This window comes from Pseudomonas sp. NPDC089918, from assembly GCF_050280605.1.
Classification (GTDB): Bacteria; Pseudomonadota; Gammaproteobacteria; order Pseudomonadales; family Pseudomonadaceae; genus Aquipseudomonas.
In genome coordinates this window covers 73,064-91,828 of record NZ_JBNNVP010000001.1, presented here as the reverse complement: position 1 = coordinate 91,828, position 18,765 = coordinate 73,064, and the positions used below count along the sequence as shown (strand labels likewise).

General features: G+C 57.6%; 14 protein-coding genes and 5 tRNA genes. 15 read left to right on the top strand and 4 right to left on the bottom strand.

What is annotated here, in order from left to right:
- Positions 1 to 21 precede the first annotated feature (21 nt).
- Entirely contained in the window at positions 22 to 180 is a 159-nt protein-coding gene (locus ACQKPC_RS00410; protein ID WP_427622724.1) for a hypothetical protein, read from the top strand.
- Positions 181 to 182: 2 nt separating this feature from the next.
- On the opposite strand, the gene folD is transcribed toward ACQKPC_RS00410, so the two are convergent.
- Positions 183 to 1,037 carry a bifunctional methylenetetrahydrofolate dehydrogenase/methenyltetrahydrofolate cyclohydrolase FolD gene (folD, locus tag ACQKPC_RS00405; protein WP_008073092.1) on the bottom strand — a complete coding sequence of 285 codons (855 nt, stop codon included), beginning with the start codon at positions 1,035 to 1,037 and terminating at the stop codon, positions 183 to 185.
- 275 nt (positions 1,038 to 1,312) lie between these two features.
- On the opposite strand from folD, the gene ACQKPC_RS00400 reads away from it, so the two are divergent.
- From ACQKPC_RS00400 to ACQKPC_RS00345, 12 genes are all read left to right on the top strand, one after another.
- Positions 1,313 to 1,389 (top strand) — tRNA-Arg (locus tag ACQKPC_RS00400).
- 32 nt (positions 1,390 to 1,421) lie between these two features.
- Positions 1,422 to 1,497 (top strand) — tRNA-His (locus tag ACQKPC_RS00395).
- Positions 1,498 to 1,554: 57 nt separating this feature from the next.
- Positions 1,555 to 1,639 (top strand) — tRNA-Leu (locus ACQKPC_RS00390).
- 78 nt (positions 1,640 to 1,717) lie between these two features.
- A tRNA-His gene (locus tag ACQKPC_RS00385) sits at positions 1,718 to 1,793 on the top strand.
- A 400-nt stretch (positions 1,794 to 2,193) separates the two neighbouring features.
- A complete protein-coding gene (tig, locus tag ACQKPC_RS00380) occupies positions 2,194 to 3,504 on the top strand; it encodes a trigger factor (protein WP_008073093.1) in 1,311 nt (436 codons plus the stop codon).
- Between the two features lie 93 nt (positions 3,505 to 3,597).
- Positions 3,598 to 4,233 (top strand): ATP-dependent Clp endopeptidase proteolytic subunit ClpP, encoded by a 636-nt coding sequence (clpP, locus tag ACQKPC_RS00375; RefSeq protein ID WP_007901795.1) that lies wholly within the window; start codon positions 3,598 to 3,600, stop codon positions 4,231 to 4,233.
- Between the two features lie 112 nt (positions 4,234 to 4,345).
- Positions 4,346 to 5,629, top strand: coding sequence for an ATP-dependent Clp protease ATP-binding subunit ClpX (clpX, locus tag ACQKPC_RS00370; protein ID WP_007946893.1), 1,284 nt, complete (start codon positions 4,346 to 4,348; stop codon positions 5,627 to 5,629).
- 263 nt (positions 5,630 to 5,892) lie between these two features.
- A complete protein-coding gene (gene lon / locus ACQKPC_RS00365; RefSeq protein ID WP_427622723.1) occupies positions 5,893 to 8,289 on the top strand; it encodes an endopeptidase La in 2,397 nt (798 codons plus the stop codon).
- 149 nt (positions 8,290 to 8,438) lie between these two features.
- Entirely contained in the window at positions 8,439 to 8,711 is a 273-nt protein-coding gene (locus ACQKPC_RS00360) for an HU family DNA-binding protein (RefSeq protein WP_002552737.1), read from the top strand.
- Positions 8,712 to 8,764: 53 nt separating this feature from the next.
- Positions 8,765 to 8,841: transfer RNA gene (locus tag ACQKPC_RS00355), tRNA-Asp, on the top strand.
- A 102-nt stretch (positions 8,842 to 8,943) separates the two neighbouring features.
- Positions 8,944 to 10,815: a SurA N-terminal domain-containing protein gene (locus ACQKPC_RS00350; RefSeq protein WP_427622722.1), complete on the top strand. Its 1,872-nt coding sequence runs from the start codon at positions 8,944 to 8,946 to the stop codon at positions 10,813 to 10,815.
- Positions 10,816 to 11,095: 280 nt separating this feature from the next.
- Positions 11,096 to 11,950: a DUF2242 domain-containing protein gene (locus tag ACQKPC_RS00345; RefSeq protein WP_427622721.1), complete on the top strand. Its 855-nt coding sequence runs from the start codon at positions 11,096 to 11,098 to the stop codon at positions 11,948 to 11,950.
- Positions 11,951 to 12,335: 385 nt separating this feature from the next.
- Here the strand turns inward: ACQKPC_RS00345 and ACQKPC_RS00340 are convergent, their stop codons facing one another.
- Both ACQKPC_RS00340 and ACQKPC_RS00335 read right to left on the bottom strand, forming a co-directional pair.
- Positions 12,336 to 13,376, bottom strand: a complete 1,041-nt coding sequence (locus ACQKPC_RS00340; protein ID WP_427622720.1) for an AraC family transcriptional regulator — start codon at positions 13,374 to 13,376, stop codon at positions 12,336 to 12,338.
- A 4-nt stretch (positions 13,377 to 13,380) separates the two neighbouring features.
- Positions 13,381 to 14,511, bottom strand: a complete 1,131-nt coding sequence (locus tag ACQKPC_RS00335; protein WP_427622719.1) for a nitrilase-related carbon-nitrogen hydrolase — start codon at positions 14,509 to 14,511, stop codon at positions 13,381 to 13,383.
- A gap of 209 nt (positions 14,512 to 14,720) precedes the next feature.
- Between ACQKPC_RS00335 and ACQKPC_RS00330 the strand changes: the two genes are divergently transcribed.
- Both ACQKPC_RS00330 and ACQKPC_RS00325 read left to right on the top strand, forming a co-directional pair.
- Positions 14,721 to 16,760, top strand: coding sequence for an FAD-dependent oxidoreductase (locus ACQKPC_RS00330; RefSeq protein ID WP_427622718.1), 2,040 nt, complete (start codon positions 14,721 to 14,723; stop codon positions 16,758 to 16,760).
- A 189-nt stretch (positions 16,761 to 16,949) separates the two neighbouring features.
- Positions 16,950 to 17,927, top strand: a complete 978-nt coding sequence (locus ACQKPC_RS00325) for a 1-aminocyclopropane-1-carboxylate deaminase/D-cysteine desulfhydrase (protein ID WP_427622717.1) — start codon at positions 16,950 to 16,952, stop codon at positions 17,925 to 17,927.
- Positions 17,928 to 18,032: 105 nt separating this feature from the next.
- Here the strand turns inward: ACQKPC_RS00325 and ACQKPC_RS00320 are convergent, their stop codons facing one another.
- Complete coding sequence (locus ACQKPC_RS00320; RefSeq protein WP_038982411.1) at positions 18,033 to 18,581, bottom strand: cytochrome b; 549 nt, start codon at positions 18,579 to 18,581, stop codon at positions 18,033 to 18,035.
- Positions 18,582 to 18,765: the final 184 nt, after the last annotated feature.

The following is an 18,765-nucleotide window of genomic DNA, read 5'->3' as shown; positions in this document are numbered from 1 at the left end:
AAAGCGACGCATTTTAGGAGTATGGCTGAAGAACTGTCGATGGTTGTTCGATGTTCAGATGAAAGTGCCTGGGCGCCTGATAAAAACGGGCTTTTCCGGCGGATGGTCGAGCTTTTTCTGCAGGCAAAAAGAACCCCGCGACTGGCGGGGTTCCTTTATGCGGCGCTGCAAGCAGCGTGAACTCAGCCGTGCAGTGTTTCCGCGGCGTACAGCGTGTTTTCCAGCAGGCATGCGCGGGTCATCGGGCCAACGCCACCCGGTACCGGAGTGATCCAGCCGGCGCGGGGCAGGGCGGTTTCATAGATCACGTCACCGACCAGCTTGCCGTCTTCCTGGCGATTGATGCCGACGTCGATCACGATCGCGCCTTCCTTGATCCACTCACCTTTGACCAGGCCCGGCTTACCGGCGGCAACCACCACCAGGTCGGCGCGACCGACATGGTCCGCCAGATCTTTGGTGAAGCGGTGGGTAACGGTCACGGTGCAACCGGCCAGCAGCAGTTCCATTGCCATCGGACGGCCAACAATGTTGGAAGCCCCGACAATGATCGCATCCATCCCGTTTAGCTTGGCGCCGGTGCTTTCCAGCAGCGCCATGATGCCTTTGGGTGTGCACGGACGCAGCAGCGGGATACGCTGGGCCAGGCGGCCGACGTTATAAGGGTGGAAACCGTCGACATCCTTGTCAGGACGAATGCGCTCCAGCAATTTGGAGGCGTCCAGATGTTTAGGTAAAGGCAGTTGAAGCAGAACGCCGTCAATCGCCGGGTCATCGTTCAGGCGATCGATCAGATCGGTCAGTGCTTCTTGAGTGGTTTCGGCAGGCAGGTCATAGGCTTGCGAAAGGAAGCCGACCTCTTCACAGTCTTTACGCTTGTGCGAGACATAAACCTGAGAGGCAGGATCGCTGCCGACCAGGATCACCGCGAGGCCGGGTGTGCGCAGGCCTTGCTGGCGACGCTCGGCGACTCGTTTGGCGATCTGCTGGCGCAGGCTGGCGGCGATCGATTTGCCGTCGATTAGTTGTGCAGTCATTGCGCGTGATTAACCATCGAGAGGGGAAAAAAAGAGAGCGCATTCTCGCATGTCATGAGGTGAGGGCAAAGGCGCTTGGTCTGCAAATTCCCCTAACTCCTTTAATTAAATGAATTTTTTTTAAAAAGGATTTGACGACCTCTGGGGGGCTCTATACTATTCGTCGCACTTGTCGGGCACAGCCTAGCACTGGTTGAGAAGGTCGAGCGGAGTTACGCTTCCGCAAGGCTGAAAAGCACTTAGTTTGTAGTCCTTCAAGGGTACAGATTAACAAGGCGCCCGTAGCTCAGCTGGATAGAGCATCCGCCTTCTAAGCGGATGGTCGCAGGTTCGAGTCCTGCCGGGTGCGCCATTAGGCAACTTTGGCACAAGTAACGCGATATGGTGGGCGTAGCTCAGTTGGTAGAGCACGGGATTGTGACTCCCGTTGTCGTGGGTTCGATCCCCATCGTCCACCCCATATTTCGAAAGGCGCCAGATTAACAGTCTGGCGCCTTTGCTTTAACAGCTTCAATCCGCGGATGTGGTGGAATTGGTAGACACACTGGATTTAGGTTCCAGCGCCGCGAGGCGTAAGAGTTCGAGTCTCTTCATCCGCACCAAATAAAGCTTCACTCTTGCCGCTTGGCTTGGTTGGGGCTCAGCAAAGAAGTTGTTTGGCTTCTTTGTCACGCAATATGGTGGGCGTAGCTCAGTTGGTAGAGCACGGGATTGTGACTCCCGTTGTCGTGGGTTCGATCCCCATCGTCCACCCCATATTTCGAAAGGCGCCAGATTTAACAGTCTGGCGCCTTTTTTGTTTCAGTTGTTTGAGTGTCGACGACTGCAGGTTGTGGGTCGCAGGGTCAGGTCGTTTCATCGTATTTATGTTTCTCGATGATGCACGATTTGCCCGCCGATCCCCTCGCGGGGTCGGCTGTCAGGGATGGATTGCCGATTCCTTCTATATATAGAAGGATGGGTGCAGAGCCTTGGCATGACTGGCTGTATTTGCTAACAGGGCGAGGCACAACCGTTTGTCCCCGCCTATAAATTGCCTGCTGCTTTTTTACCCGTTTTCAGTAGGGTGACTTCTTGAGTTTGACCCACTAGAATGCATGCCCTTGATTCTGGGGTCGGAAACGGCCGGCTAACGTCTGTGCAACGAGGAATATCCATGCAAGTTTCTGTTGAAAATACTACTGCTCTTGAGCGCCGCATGAGCGTCACCGTGCCGGCTGAGCGTATCGAGAGCCAGGTCAACAAGCGTCTGCAGCAGACCGCCCAAAAGGCCAAGATCGCTGGCTTCCGTCCAGGCAAAGTGCCAATGAGCGAAATCAAGCGCCGTTTCGGTGCTGACGCTCGCCAGGAAGCTGTAGGCGACGTAATCCAGTCTTCTTTCTACGAAGCTGTGGTTGAGCAGAAGCTGAACCCGGCTGGTCAGCCTTCGATCGAGCCTAAATCCCTGGAAGCAGGCAAGGACCTGGAATACGTAGCCGTATTCGAAGTGTTCCCGGAGTTCACCGTTGCCGGTTTCGAAGGTATCGCTGTCGAGCGCCTGAGCGCTGACGTGGCTGATGCCGATCTGGACAAGATGCTGGAAATCCTGCGCAAGCAGAACACCCGTTTCGAAGTCGCCGATCGCGCTGCTCAGAACGAAGATCAACTGAACATCGATTTCGTCGGCAAGGTCGACGGTGAAGTGTTCGCTGGCGGTTCCGCCAAAGGCACCCAGCTGGTGCTGGGTTCCGGTCGCATGATCCCTGGCTTCGAAGACGGTCTGGTCGGCGCTAAAGCCGGCGAAGAGCGCGTTCTGAACCTGACCTTCCCTGAGGACTATCAGAACCTCGACCTGGCAGGCAAAGCCGCTGAGTTCACCGTAACCGTGAACACTGTTTCCGAGCCTAAACTGCCAGAGCTGACCGAAGAGTTCTTCGCTCAATTCGGCATCAAGGAAACCGGTCTGGAAGGCTTCCGCACCGAAGTTCGCAAGAACATGGAGCGTGAACTGCGTCAGGCGATCAAATCCAAGGTCAAGAATCAGGTTATGGACGGTCTGCTGGCCACCAACCCGATCGAAGTACCAAAGGCTCTGCTGTCCAACGAAGTTGACCGTCTGCGCGTGCAGGCTGTTCAGCAGTTCGGCGGCAACATCAAACCTGACCAACTGCCGGCCGAGCTGTTCGAAGAACAAGCCAAGCGCCGCGTTGTGCTGGGTCTGATCGTGGCTGAAGTGGTCAAGCAGTTCGACCTCAAGCCTGACGAAGCCCGCGTTCGCGAGATGATTCAGGAAATGGCTTCGGCTTACCAGGAGCCTGAGCAGGTTGTGTCTTGGTACTACAAGAACGACCAGCAACTGAACGAAGTCCGTTCGGTTGTGCTGGAAGAACAAGTTGTGGATACTGTTCTGCAGAAAGCTAGCGTGACCGACAAATCGGTCTCTTACGAAGAAGCGGTCAAGCCGGTAGAAGCTCCACAAGCCGACTGATCGTTTTTGCGGTAAGAAGTACACACCATAAGCCAGCCTTCGTGCTGGCTTATGCGTATTCAAGACATAACTATTTGGGAGTGACTGCAGAGCATGTTCCGTAATTCGTATATTCAGCAGAACTCTGATATCCAGGCCGCAGGCGGCCTGGTCCCGATGGTTGTCGAGCAATCTGCTCGTGGCGAACGCGCCTATGACATCTACTCGCGCCTTCTCAAGGAGCGAGTGATCTTTCTGGTTGGTCCGGTAGAGGACTACATGGCCAACCTGATCTGTGCGCAACTGCTGTTCCTTGAAGCGGAAAACCCGGACAAGGACATCCATCTTTACATTAACTCGCCGGGCGGTTCGGTGACGGCGGGCATGTCGATCTATGACACCATGCAGTTCATCAAGCCAAACGTGTCGACCACCTGTATCGGTCAAGCGTGCAGCATGGGTGCGTTTCTACTGACGGCCGGTGCCCAGGGCAAGCGTTACTGCCTGCCGAACTCGCGTGTGATGATTCACCAGCCACTGGGCGGTTTCCAGGGCCAGGCCTCGGATATCGAAATCCATGCCAAGGAAATCCTCTTCATTCGTGAGCGTCTCAACACGCTGATGGCCAAGCATAGCGGGCGCACTCTTGAAGAAATCGAGCGCGATACCAACCGCGATAATTTCATGAGTGCAGAAGCCGCGCGTGAATACGGGTTGATCGATGAAGTGATCAATCAGCGCCCCGCTTAAAATAAGCAGCTCAAAATAAGGTTGGTCAGCTGGTCTGATCACCGGCGGGCTTGAAAAAGCCCGCAATAGCCTTCATCTTGTGTTGCAAGCCTATCGGATTTGGATCGAACGAATGACTGACACCCGCAACGGCGAGGACAACGGCAAGCTGCTCTATTGCTCCTTCTGTGGCAAAAGCCAGCATGAAGTACGCAAATTGATTGCCGGCCCCTCGGTCTTTATCTGCGACGAGTGCGTCGACCTGTGCAATGACATCATCCGTGAGGAGGTGCAGGAAGCCCAGGCCGAAAGCAGCGCGCATAAATTGCCTTCGCCTAAAGAAATCAGCGGCATCCTTGATCAGTACGTGATTGGTCAGGAGCGTGCGAAAAAGGTTCTGGCCGTAGCGGTGTACAACCACTACAAGCGTTTGAACCAGCGTGACAAAAAGAATGACGACGTCGAACTCGGCAAAAGCAACATCTTGCTGATCGGCCCGACAGGCTCGGGTAAAACCCTGCTTGCCGAAACACTGGCCCGCTTGCTGAACGTTCCGTTCACCATCGCCGACGCAACCACCCTCACCGAGGCGGGTTATGTAGGTGAAGATGTCGAGAACATCATTCAGAAGCTGCTGCAGAAGTGTGATTACGACGTAGAAAAAGCCCAGATGGGCATTGTCTACATCGATGAGATCGACAAGATCTCGCGCAAGTCTGACAACCCGTCGATCACCCGGGACGTTTCCGGTGAAGGCGTGCAGCAGGCCCTGCTCAAGTTGATCGAAGGCACGGTCGCTTCCGTTCCGCCTCAAGGTGGTCGCAAGCATCCGCAGCAGGAATTCCTTCAGGTCGACACCCGTAACATCCTGTTCATCTGCGGTGGTGCGTTCTCCGGTCTGGAAAAGGTTATTCAAAACCGTTCCACCAAGGGTGGCATTGGTTTCAACGCGGAAGTGCGCAGCAAGGAAGAAGGCAAGAAAGTCGGCGAATCCCTGCGTGAAGTCGAGCCTGACGATCTGGTCAAGTTCGGTCTGATCCCGGAGTTCGTTGGTCGTCTGCCGGTACTTGCCACGCTGGACGAGCTTGATGAGGCTGCGTTGATGCAGATTCTCACCGAGCCGAAAAATGCTCTGACCAAGCAGTATGCCAAGCTGTTCGAGATGGAAGGCGTGGACCTGGAATTCCGGGCTGACGCGCTGAAATCGGTCGCCAAACGTGCCCTGGAACGCAAAACCGGTGCCCGTGGTCTGCGTTCGATTCTCGAAGGTGTATTGCTCGACACTATGTATGAAATCCCCTCGCAATCCGAGGTGAGTAAAGTAGTGATCGATGAAAGCGTTATAGAAGGCAAGTCCAAGCCACTGTATATCTACGAAAACAGTGAGCCGGCTGCCAAGGCAGCGCCAGACGCCTAAGCGTCACACTGCTGAAATAAAGAAGGGGCCTTCGGGCCCCTTTGCTATTGTGGGAGCTGGCTTGTCGGATCGCCGCACCGCTGCGAAGGCAGCATGACATCCGACCTTTTTGGATGTATCCGGACCCACGCAGGCGCTACCGTAAGCGGCGATCTTTAAAGTGGTTTTTTTATCCGCTTGTTTTTTTTGAAAACAGCCCCCATCTTGGTTTCAAGCTTACTTCCATCTGTTTACGGCCTTATGGCCGCCGTAGAGGCGAAATCATGAAGACAACCATCGAATTGCCTCTCCTGCCATTGCGTGATGTCGTGGTTTATCCGCACATGGTTATCCCGCTGTTCGTGGGGCGCGAGAAATCCATCGAAGCCCTCGAGGCAGCGATGACGGGCGACAAGCAGATCCTTCTGCTGGCTCAGCGAAATCCTGCTGACGACGATCCCGGTGAAGATGCACTTTATCGCGTAGGCACCATCGCCACCGTTCTGCAGCTGCTCAAGCTGCCTGACGGCACGGTCAAGGTTCTTGTCGAAGGCGAGCAGCGGGGCGCCGTGGAGCGCTTCAGCGAAGTCGACGGCCACTGCCGTGCCGAAGTTTCGCTGATCGACGAAGTCGACGCGCCTGAGCGCGAGTCGGAAGTGTTTGTCCGCAGCCTGCTGGCTCAATTCGAACAATATGTGCAGTTGGGCAAGAAAGTCCCCGCTGAAGTCCTGTCGTCGCTTAACAGCATCGACGAGCCAGGCCGCCTGGTTGACACCATGGCCGCGCACATGGCCCTGAAAATCGAGCAGAAGCAGGAAATCCTCGAAATCATCGATTTGTCGGCCCGGGTCGAGCACGTTCTGGCGTTGCTGGATGCCGAGATCGATCTGCTGCAAGTCGAAAAACGCATTCGCGGCCGCGTTAAAAAGCAAATGGAGCGCAGCCAGCGCGAGTACTACCTGAATGAGCAGATGAAGGCCATTCAGAAAGAACTGGGAGACAGCGACGAAGGCCACAACGAAATCGAAGAGCTGAAGAAGCGTATCGATGCCGCCGGTCTGCCGAAAGACGCGTTGGCCAAGGCTCAGGCCGAACTGAACAAGCTCAAGCAAATGTCGCCAATGTCCGCGGAAGCGACGGTGGTGCGTTCGTATATCGACTGGCTGGTTCAAGTGCCGTGGAAGGCCCAGAGCAAGGTGCGTCTGGACCTCGCTCGTGCCGAAGATATTCTCGACGCCGACCACTATGGTCTGGAAGAAGTCAAAGAGCGGATCCTCGAATACCTCGCCGTGCAGAAGCGCGTGAAGAAGATTCGTGGTCCGGTGCTGTGCCTGGTCGGTCCTCCCGGGGTGGGTAAAACCTCTCTGGCGGAGTCGATCGCTCACGCCACCAACCGCAAATTCGTGCGCATGGCCCTCGGTGGTGTGCGCGATGAGGCGGAAATTCGTGGTCATCGCCGGACTTATATCGGTTCGATGCCAGGAAGATTGATTCAAAAAATGACAAAGGTGGGCGTCCGCAACCCGCTGTTCCTGCTCGATGAAATCGACAAAATGGGCAGCGACATGCGTGGCGATCCGGCGTCGGCGTTGCTGGAAGTGCTCGATCCCGAGCAGAACCACAACTTCAACGATCACTATCTGGAAGTCGATTACGACCTGTCCGATGTGATGTTCCTTTGCACATCCAACTCCATGAACATTCCGCCGGCGCTGCTGGACCGGATGGAAGTGATTCGTCTGCCGGGTTACACCGAAGACGAGAAGATCAACATCGCTGTCAAATATCTTTCGCCGAAGCAGATTACGGCCAACGGACTGAAGAAAGGCGAGCTGGAATTCGACGCCGAAGCGATCCGCGACATCATCCGCTACTACACCCGCGAAGCCGGTGTACGTGGGCTGGAGCGCCAGATTGCCAAGGTTTGCCGCAAGGCGGTCAAAGAGCATGCGATGGAAAAACGCTTCTCGGTGAAGGTCACTGCCGACATGCTCGAGCACTTCCTGGGCGTGCGTAAATTCCGCTACGGCCTGGCTGAGTCGCAGGATCAGATCGGTCAGGTCACAGGCTTGGCGTGGACTCAAGTGGGTGGCGAATTGCTGACCATCGAAGCCGCGGTCGTGCCGGGTAAAGGCCAGTTGATCAAAACCGGTTCTCTGGGTGACGTGATGGTCGAATCGATCACCGCAGCCCTGACCGTTGTCCGCAGCCGTGCGAAGAGCCTGGGGATTCCTCTGGACTTCCACGAGAAGCGCGACACCCACATCCATATGCCTGAAGGGGCAACGCCGAAAGATGGCCCTAGCGCCGGTGTAGGCATGTGCACGGCCCTGGTGTCAGCATTGACTGGCATTCCTGTACGCGCAGATGTTGCCATGACCGGCGAAATCACCTTGCGTGGTCAGGTGTTGGCGATTGGTGGTTTGAAAGAAAAACTGCTGGCTGCTCACCGTGGTGGAATCAAGACGGTGATCATTCCTGAAGAGAACGTACGCGATCTGAAGGAAATTCCTGACAATATCAAGCAAGATCTACAGATTAAACCAGTTAAATGGATTGACGAGGTCCTGCAAATTGCGCTGCAATACGCGCCGGAGCCCTTGCCGGATGTGGTTCCGGAGATCGTTGCAAAGGATGAAAAACGCGAGACTGACTCTAAGGAAAGAATTAGCACGCATTAGTACGCATTTGCCTGGGGGGCTTGTTGACAGTTTTTTAGAGCCCTTGTTATAAAGCGGCTCTTAAGTGTCTGTAGGCCATTCAGCACTCGTTTTTTTGCTTTTACCAAAAAACTTAGAATCAAACTCAAATAGATATAAGGGGACTTAGAGTGAACAAGTCGGAACTGATTGATGCTATCGCTGCATCCGCTGATATCCCGAAAGCTGCTGCTGGCCGTGCGCTGGACGCTGTAATCGAATCCGTCACTGGCGCTCTCAAGGCTGGTGACTCTGTTGTTCTGGTTGGTTTCGGTACCTTCTCCGTAACCGATCGTCCAGCTCGCATCGGTCGTAACCCACAGACCGGTAAGACGCTGGAAATCGCCGCTGCCAAAAAGCCAGGTTTCAAAGCCGGTAAAGCACTGAAAGAAGCTGTCAACTAAGTTCGATTCAGGTTTTTGCCTATCCGGGTCGGGGTCATTCCTGACTTGGCAGCGGAGCGGTAGTTCAGTCGGTTAGAATACCGGCCTGTCACGCCGGGGGTCGCGGGTTCGAGTCCCGTCCGCTCCGCCAGTTACGAGAAGGCGCATCCTCGGATGCGCCTTTCTTCTATCCGGATTCTACCCACGCTCCACGGTTGCCTAATTTTGAAGTTCAACCGTTTCTGGGGGACGCATGCTGCAGAATATCAGGGACAATTCACAAGGCTGGATTGCCAAGACCATTATCGGGATCATCGTTGTACTGATGGCTTTCACCGGTATCGAGGCCATTTTCCAGGCGACGACCAACAGCCAGGATGCGGCCAAGGTCAATGGTGAAGAAATCAGTCAAAACGAGCTGAACCAGGCGGTTGATATGCAACGCCGTCAGCTCATGCAACAGCTTGGCAAGGATTTCGATGCTTCCTTGCTCGACGAAAAAATGCTGCGCGAATCGGCCCTCAAAGGCCTGATCGATCGCAAACTGCTGCTGCAAGGCGCAGAAAAATCGAAATTCGCTTTCTCCGAAGCGGCTTTGGATCAGGTGATCCTGCAAACGCCTGAATTCCAGGTGGAAGGCAAATTCAACGCCGATCGCTTCGATCAGGTGATCCGTCAACTGGGCTATAGCCGTCTGCAATTTCGCCAGATGCTGGCTCAGGAAATGCTGATCGGTCAGCTACGTGCTGGCTTGGCTGGTAGCGGCTTTGTCACCGATGCACAGGTTCTGGCCTTCGCCCGTCTGGAAAAACAGACCCGCGATTTCGCCACCTTGAACGTCAAGGCAGATCCAGCGGCGGTGAAACTGACTGACGACGAAGTCAAAGCCTACTACGACGAACACGCCAAGGAATTCATGACGCCGGATCAGGTGGTCATCGACTACCTCGAATTGAAGAAGGCGTCCTTCTTTGATCAGGTCAGCGTCAAGGACGAAGACTTGCAAGCGGCGTATCAGAAAGAAACCGCGAACCTGTCCGAGCAACGCCGGGCTGCGCATATTCTGGTCGAAGTGAACGATAAGGTGAGCGAGGCGCAAGCCAAGGCCAAAATCGAAGAAGTGCAGGCGCGTCTGGCCAAAGGCGAGAAATTCGAGGCTCTGGCCAAGGAGTTCTCCCAGGATCCAGGCTCGGCGAACAACGGCGGTGACCTCGGTTATGCAGGTCCAGGCGTCTACGATCCAGCGTTTGAAAAAGCCCTGTATTCGTTGGCCAAGGATCAGGTTTCGGAGCCGGTTCGCACTGACTTCGGTTTCCACCTGATCAAGCTGCTGGGCGTTGAAGCCCCTGAAGTGCCGACGTTTGCCAGCCTGAAAGACAAGCTGACCCGCGAGCTGAAAACCCAGCAGGTCGAGCAGCGCTTCGTCGAGGCGACCAAGCAATTGGAAGACTCGTCGTTCGAAGCCTCCGATCTGGCCCAGCCAGCACAAGACCTGAAGCTGACTGTCCACACGTCCGCGCCATTCGGCCGGGAAGGTGGCGAAGGTATTGCGGCCAATCGTGCCGTAGTGACCGCTGCGTTCAGTCCTGAAGTGCTGGATGAGGGTGCCAACAGCACCGCCATCGAGCTGGACCCGGAAACCGTGATCGTGCTGCGCGCCAAGGAGCACCGCAAGCCTGAGCAACTGCCGCTGGAAAGCGTGGCTGCCAGCATCCGTGCGCAGCTGACCAAGGAGCATGCCAGTGCTGCCGCCAAGACCAAGGCTGATCAACTGATCGTCAGCCTGCGCGATGGCAAGACTGCACTGGACCAGGCGATCGATGGCCAGAACTGGAAAGTGACTCAAGCTGCGACGCGTGCTCAGGAAGGGGTCGACCCGACTGTGCTGCAAGCGCTGTTCCGCATGCCCAAGCCTGTTTCCAAAGACAAGCCGACCTTCAGCAGCGTGACCCTGGCCGATGGTAGCCTGGTGATCGTGCGTCTGAACGCTGTGAACGAAGCTGCGGCGCCGACCGAAGAAGAGAAGGTTCAATACCGTCGCTTCCTCGCCTCGCGCATTGGCCAGCAAGACTTCGCGGCTTACCGCAAGCTGTTGGAGAGCGAGGCTGAGATCAAGCGTTTCTGATGCTTGACTGAGTTTCCTGCGACATAAAAAACCCTGGCCAGACAGCCGGGGTTTTTTTATGGGCGAAGATCGGAAGATCGCAGCCTGCGGTAGCTCCTGCCCGGGATTGCGTATAGCGGAAGCCACCGCAGGCTGCGATCTTTGGCCTCCGTCCGAGCGGGACTTTTTCCTGTCAATGACAGTCAGTAGACTTGTAACTGTGTCAAGACACTAAACGGTGCGACGCTAAGCATCGATCTGTTGCACAATACGCCCCGAACCGTTTTTCTCAGGATGTTCAATGTTTAGATCAATTCCCATGCATGTTGTCGGGCTGGCCTTGGTGCTGGCCGCCGCTGCCGGTTGTTCCTCGAAGAAAGCCGCCATCTACGAGCATGAGAACTTCGACGACTCCGGAACGTTCTCGCGCAGCTACCCGGTGACCGATGCGCAAACCTGCGAGGCGGCCCGCCGGGCTCTGCTCAGCCAGGGTTACATCATCACCAGCGCCGATCCGAAGCTGGTCAGTGGACACAAGAGCTTCCAGCAGACTGGCGATACCCACATGGAGATCAGCTTCAGCGTGGTCTGTGCCGATGACGGCAGCGAAGGGCATCACGCGACCATGTTCGCCAACGCCTTGCAGGACCGTTATGCGCTGAAGAAGACCAACAACTCCGCCAGCCTCGGTGTCGGTGTGTTGGGCTCGGTATCGATGCCGATCGGCTCGTCTGACGATTCGATGGTCAAGGTCGCCAGTGAAACCGTGTCCTCGGCCAAGTTCTACGAGCGTTTCTTTGCCCTGGTCGAGTTGTTCCTGCCACCGGAGGCGAAGAAGGCGGCACACATTACCGAGAAGCCGAAGACTGATCTGGGTGTGCCCGAAGCCAAGGCTGCGCCGGCTCAGTTGGCGCCGACCTCGACCCCAGCGGCAGAACCTGCGCCTGCTCCAGCGCCGGCAGCCGAACCTGCACCAGCTGAAACCGCTCCAGCCAGTTCGGAGCCTGTTGCGCCACCTGCCGAAACAGCGCCGATTACCCCGGCGCAGAGCAGCGAGCCGACTTCGTCCACCGAAACAGTGGCTCCACCGGCGGATTCAAGCACCATGCCGGCACCGACCGAGCCAATTTCGGCCATGCCTGTCTCCGGCCAGTAATAGCCTGATGTTACGGGATCGGGTCAGACGACTCCGATCCCGTAACACCTTCCAAGATTGATCCACATCAAATCGAGCCGTATTCCTACCGCTCGTATCGAAAAAATCCTGTGATAAATTCCTGACCACCTGCTACGTTTTATTCAGTAGCGATGTAGTGTCATGCCCGCGTCATTTTTCTTTCATACGGGCACTTTATGCTCAGGGCGCTGGTCATTTATTCAGACGATTTTTTCAGTAGGCGATGGGGGTTTAATAATGGACGATTATCAAGAAGAACTGCTCGAGTATCAGGCGTTTGAACTGGACCCGCTGGAACCGGCCGAAGACGCTACCGAGCTTTAGGGGGCGCCGCGGGGAAACTAATTGAGAACGCCCCCTAACCTTACGCGGATTGGCGATGACTGCGGCGAAACTCGCCGGGGGTCTGGCCGTTCCAGCGTTTGAAAGCCCGTTGAAAGGCTTCGGCAGAGGCAAATCCCAGCAGGTAGGCGATTTCCCCAAACGCCAGTTCAGTGTCGCGGATGTAGGTCATGGCGAGGTCGCGGCGTGTGTCGTTGAGAATTGCACGAAACTGCGTGCCTTCCTCGGCGAGTTTGCGACGCAAGGTCCAGGTTGGCAGCTTCAGGCGTGCCGCCACTTCTTCCAGGTCGGGTTCCCGACCACCATTGAGCAACGGCCCCAGTAACTGAGTGATGCGTTCACGCAGGCTGCGGGTGCGTGTCAGTTGCTCCAGTTCCCGTTCACACAGTTGCAGCAGGAGCCGCCAGGTGCTCGGGCAGTGTTCCGGGTTGCGCTGGGCGAGGCTCTCCAGGCTCAGGCGCAGTTGATTCTGTTCGGCGCCAAACTGAATCGGACAATCCCCCAGCACGGCGTAGGCCTCACGGTAATCCGGCGCCTGGAATTCGATCTCGATCCGTTCGGCGCGTAGCGGGGCAGGGCTTACGCTGGACAATTGCTGCAACCAGCCGGCGATGATCGAATCCACCACGAAGCGGTTGTAGGCATTGTAGGGACTAATCGAATAGAACCGCAGCCAAGCCCCCTGGGCGTCTTCATGAAAGCTCGATTGGCCGCGATAGTTGGAGCCATACAGCGCTTCAAAGCGAATCAGGCAGCGCGCCGCTTCCCGCACGGTAGGTGCCTGGGCGGCGGTGACTCCGGCCAGGCCGGCCTGGCTCAGACGGCTGAGCTGGCCCATGCGCAAACCCAGTGCCGGGTCGTCAGTCAGTTGAATGGCCCCGTGACCCAAGCGCATGTAGCGCGGGATCGAGAGGCGGGCGCCGGCCTCGGCCAATCGCGCGGCGTCGAGGCCGTACTGTTCGAGCAGCGGTTGTGGGTCCAGGCCATGGCTGCGCACGGCGTCGGCCAGGCTATGGACGAAGCCCACCGACAAATCCCCGAGGCGCATCGGCTGCGGTTTCATCGGCTTACAGCCAGAGGTTCAGCAAACGGGCGCCCCGGGCATCGCCGTCGGCGAATTGTTGCCCGTTGCTGCTGAGGAAGCTTTGACCGGCGCTGCCCTTGTCCCAGAACTGACCGCGCAGGAACACGCTCATGCCGGCGATGGTCTGGCTGCCGGACGGTTGGGCAATCAGCGTCAGCCGATGCCAGGCCTGACCTTCGCTGAGTTCGCCAGCCTTGAGACTGACAGAGCTCGGCGTGGACTGGCCTTTGTAGCCGCGCCACGGTTGGTCCCAAGACCCGCGCCCGACGACGAACGCCGGGACCGCCACCAGTTGCGCGCCTTGATCGTCGAGTTTGCGATAGTTTTCCGGATACCAACTGTCGCTGCCGATCAACACGCCCAAGCGTCCGGCCGGTGTGTCGACGACGTTGATCGTGTGTTCGGAATTGGCATCGACGGTGTCGTGACCAGCGAAAGTCGGGTGCATTTGCCGCTGCGGCTGGCCGATCGGCAAACCGTCGCGACCGAACACTACGCTGCTGTTGTACAGGGCACCGCGGCCAATCTTCAGGGTGCCATCGCTGACACTCGGCTCGGGCAACACGATGGAACCCGCCACCAGAGTGATGTGGAATTCTTTTGCCAAGCCGCCGAACAGTGCCTGGTAACTCTTGGCCATTTTCCTGGCTTTCATCCGCAAGTGCGCATCGTCGAGACGGCTACCGCCCTCGGCACTGATCAGGGCGCGGATGAACTGCAACGGGTTGCTCACCGCCAGCCAGTTCATGGCCTCCTTGAGCGTGGTGGCCTGGTACAACTCATCTTTTTCGCCACTGATCATCAGCCAGGTACCGACATGTTCGGGCAGTACGACGATGGTCTTTTCATTCAGCAGGCCCTGATCCTGAGCCTTCTGCAAGTAAGCCGCGAGCTTGCGGTGCAAGCGTTCGGGGCTTTGATAGTCGGTGGGGAACAGCTCGGGCTGAATACCCAGCAGATTGCCGCGATCGGCAGGAGTGCCCTGATCAACCGCGAGACTGATGCGCAGGTCCGACAGGTAATGACCCACCGGACGGTCCGCGGCCCACATGGCGTAGGTCGTGAGGGCGGCGATCAACGCCATGGAGAGGGTCAGGTACAAAAGTTTGCGCATGGGGAAACAGTCAACGGCCGTGTGCAGGGTTCGCGACTAGGGTAGGGCCCATCCCCGCGCTTGCCAAGGGGCGCTGCACATTTGGATCAATAAGTTGTCAGTTACGGTCATTGAGTGACAGCGGTGCGACTCTTAGTCTGTCGAACATGACTGACGGGGGCCGAAGAGCTCCTGCATTTTTTCCGTGATCGCTCGTTGTGGAGTTACCGATGGCCGCCGCTCATTACCCGCACCTGTTGGCCCCGCTGGACCTGGGTTTTACCACGTTGCGCAACCGCACCCTGATGGGCTCGATGCACACGGGTCTTGAGGAAAAGCCCGGCGGTTTCGAGCGCATGGCCGCGTACTTCGCCGAGCGTGCCCGTGGTGGCGTTGGCCTGATGGTCACCGGCGGTATCGGCCCGAATGATGAGGGCGGGGTTTATTCCGGCGCGGCCAAGCTGACCACCGAGGAAGAAGCACTCAAACACCTGATCGTCACCCGAGCAGTGCACGAGGCGGGAGGCAAGATCTGCATGCAGATTCTCCATGCCGGGCGTTATGCCTACAGCCCGAAACAAGTGGCCCCGAGCGCGATCCAGGCGCCGATCAACCCGTTCAAGCCTAAAGAGCTGGACGAAGAAGGCATCGAGAAGCAGATCAGCGATTTCGTCACTTGCTCGACCCTGGCGCAAAAAGCCGAGTACGACGGCGTCGAGATCATGGGCTCCGAAGGTTATTTCATTAACCAGTTTCTCGCGGCTCACACCAACCATCGCACTGACCGTTGGGGCGGCGCTTACGAAAACCGCATGCGCCTGCCGGTGGAAATCGTCCGCCGGGTGCGCGAAGCCGTCGGCCCCAACTTCATCATTATCTTCCGCCTGTCGATGCTCGACCTGGTGGAAGGCGGCAGCAGCTGGGAAGAGATCGTGCAATTGGCCAAGGCCATCGAGCAGGCCGGTGCGACGATCATCAACACTGGCATCGGCTGGCACGAAGCGCGGATTCCGACCATCGCCACCAAGGTGCCGCGTGCGGCGTTCAGCAAGGTCACGGCCAAGCTGCGTGGAACGGTGAACATTCCGCTGATCACCACCAACCGCATCAACACCCCGGAAGTCGCCGAGCAGATTCTGGCCGAAGGCGATGCCGACATGGTGTCCATGGCGCGCCCGTTCCTCGCCGACCCGGATTTCGTCAACAAGGCTGCGGCCGGTCGTGGCGATGAAATCAACACCTGCATCGGTTGCAACCAGGCGTGCCTGGATCATACCTTTGGCGGCAAGTTGACCAGTTGCCTGGTGAACCCACGGGCCTGTCATGAAACCGAACTCAATTACCTGCCGGTGCAGCAGATCAAGAAAATCGCCGTGGTCGGTGCCGGCCCTGCCGGTCTGTCCGCCGCCACTGTGGCCGCCGAACGTGGTCATCAGGTGACGTTGTTCGATTCGGCCAGCGAAATCGGCGGCCAGTTCAACATTGCCAAGCGCGTGCCGGGCAAAGAAGAGTTCTTCGAAACCCTGCGCTACTTCAACCGCAAATTGCAGACCACCCACGTCGAACTGTGCCTGAACACCCGTGTGGACGTGGCGCAGCTGGTTGAGGGCGGTTACGACGAAATCATCCTGGCGACCGGCATTGCGCCACGGGTGCCGGCGATTCCGGGCGTCGAGCACGCCAAGGTGCTGAGCTACCTGGACGTGATCCTCGAGCGTAAACCGGTGGGCAAGCGCGTCGCGGTGATCGGCGCCGGCGGTATCGGTTTCGATGTGTCGGAATTCCTCGTTCACGAGGGTGTGGCCACCAGTCAGGACCGCGAAGCGTTCTGGAAAGAATGGGGCATCGATACACACCTGGAAGCGCGCGGCGGCGTTGCGGGTATCAAGGCTGAGCCGCATGCGCCGGCCCGTGAAGTGTTCCTGCTGCAACGCAAGAAATCCAAGGTCGGCGACGGCCTGGGCAAGACCACTGGCTGGATTCACCGCACGGGTCTTAAGAACAAGCAGGTACAGATGCTCAATAGCGTCGAGTACCTGAAGATCGACGACGAAGGCCTGCACATCCGCATCGGCGAAAGCGGCGAACCGCAGGTGCTGCCGGTGGACAACATCGTGATCTGCGCCGGACAGGATCCGTTGCGTGAGTTGCAGGACGGCCTGGTCGCGGCGGGGCAGAACGTGCATTTGATCGGCGGCGCGGACGTGGCGGCGGAGCTGGATGCCAAGCGCGCGATCAACCAGGGTTCGCGGTTGGCGGCTGAGTTGTAATACGCATAACTCTGTGGCGAGGGAGCTTGCTCCCGCTGGAGGCCGAAGGACTCCCTCTATCAGCGATGATGTAGTGTCAGGTTAATCAACTTCGCTGATTCTGTGGCTGCTGCGCAGCCAAGCGGGAGCAAGCTCCCTCGCCACAAGTCTGCTGCTAAGATACCGGCTCTTTACCCCGAGCCGGCATCAATGCTTTCCCCACCAACAGACTGGCTTCCCCAAGCCCCTCTCGAACCCCTTCACCTCGACTGGCTCACCACTGCCGGCATCGACGTCGCGATCCTGCGTCTGGACCAGATCGACCCGCTGATCAGCGGCAACAAGTGGTTCAAACTCATCGAACACCTCAAAGCCGCTGACCAGAATGGCGCCCAAGGCATCATCAGCCTGGGCGGTGCCCATTCCAACCATCTCCATGCATTGGCCGCAGCGGGCAAACGCTTCGGTTTCACCACGGTCGGACTGCTGCGTGGGCATCCGCAAGACACTCCGACGGTAAAGGACTTGCAGGCATTCGGCATGCACTTGCACTGGTTGGGTTATGGCGGTTATCGAGCGCGGCACGAACCAGGCTTCTGGGCGCCATGGCGGGAGCAATACCCCGAGCTACATCCAGTACCGGAAGGTGGTGGCGGCTTACTTGGGGCGAAGGGCTGCGGGCAACTGGTGACTCTGGCCTGCGAGCAATTGAGCGGTCTGGGCTGGAGCCACTACGACGGCTGGTGGCTGGCCTGTGGAACGGGTACCACCCTGGCCGGTCTGGTTCTGGCCGAGGCGGGCGAACATCCGGTGTATGGCGCGCTGGCGGTGCCTGACGACCATGGCGTGGCGCAGCAGGTCGACATGATTGTGCAGGAAGCCGGACTGATCGATCCCGCCTATGAACTGCTGGACGCCAGCCGTGGCGGTTTTGCCAAAGTCGATCCGCTGTTACTCGAGTTCATCGAGCAGACCGAACAGGCCAGTGGCATTCCTCTCGAGCCGCTGTACACCGGCAAAGCGCTGCTGGCGCTCAAGCAACAAATCGAGGCGGGTAAATTTGCCCGGGGCACGCGCTTGATCTTCATCCACACCGGCGGTTTGCAGGGCCGCCGGGGTTTCAGTTCACAAACCTTTGTGGCGAGGGGGCTTGCCCCCGTTGGACTGCGCAGCAGTCCCAAAACCTAAAGATGCGGTGTGTCAGGCGCGACACGGTCACAGATTATGGGGCCGCTTCGCAGCCCCACGGGGGCAAGCCCCCTCGCCACAGGGATCAGTGGTTTCGGTAGCCGATCAACCGCGCTTGGGCATCATCCGCAGCAAGGTGTTATCGCGCACCACATAGTGATGATAAAGCCCGGCCACGGCGTGCAGTCCGATCAGCCAATAGCCGATCGTCCCGCCGAGCACATGCCAGCCCTCAAGCTGCTTGGCCAGCGGTTTGTTCTCTTCGATCAGCAACGGCAGATCAATGCCATAGAACATCACCTGATGCCCCTCGGCGCTGGTAATCAGCCAGCCCAGAATCGGCATGGTGATCATGAAAATATACAACGCCCAATGCATCAGTTTGGCGAGCAGGGTTTGCCAGCGAGGCGAGGCGGGGAAGATCTGCGGCGCTGGCCCCAGGCTGCGCGCGAACAGCCGCAGCCAGACCAGCACGAACACCGTCAAGCCGAGCATGAAGTGCGCTTCCTTGATCAGCGTCCGGCCGCCACTGCCTTTGGGGAATATCCCGCGCAATTCGATGCAGGCGTAAACCACTATTAGCAGTACCAGCATCAACCAGTGCAGCGCGATCGATACGGTGCTGTAGCGTGATTCGGAATTCTTCCAGGGCATACGGTGTTTCCTCACAGGTCTGGTCTGAAGTCACCGTTCTTGTTCGACGGCGTGGGTTAACTGTAATCCTGTTTGGGGGATTTGCCTGAGGCCAATGGGCTGTTCAATGCTCTGGATCAAGTGATCGGCCACAAAAAAGCGTCAGTTCCGTTAAGGGAGCTGGCGCTTTTTTATGAAACGAGAG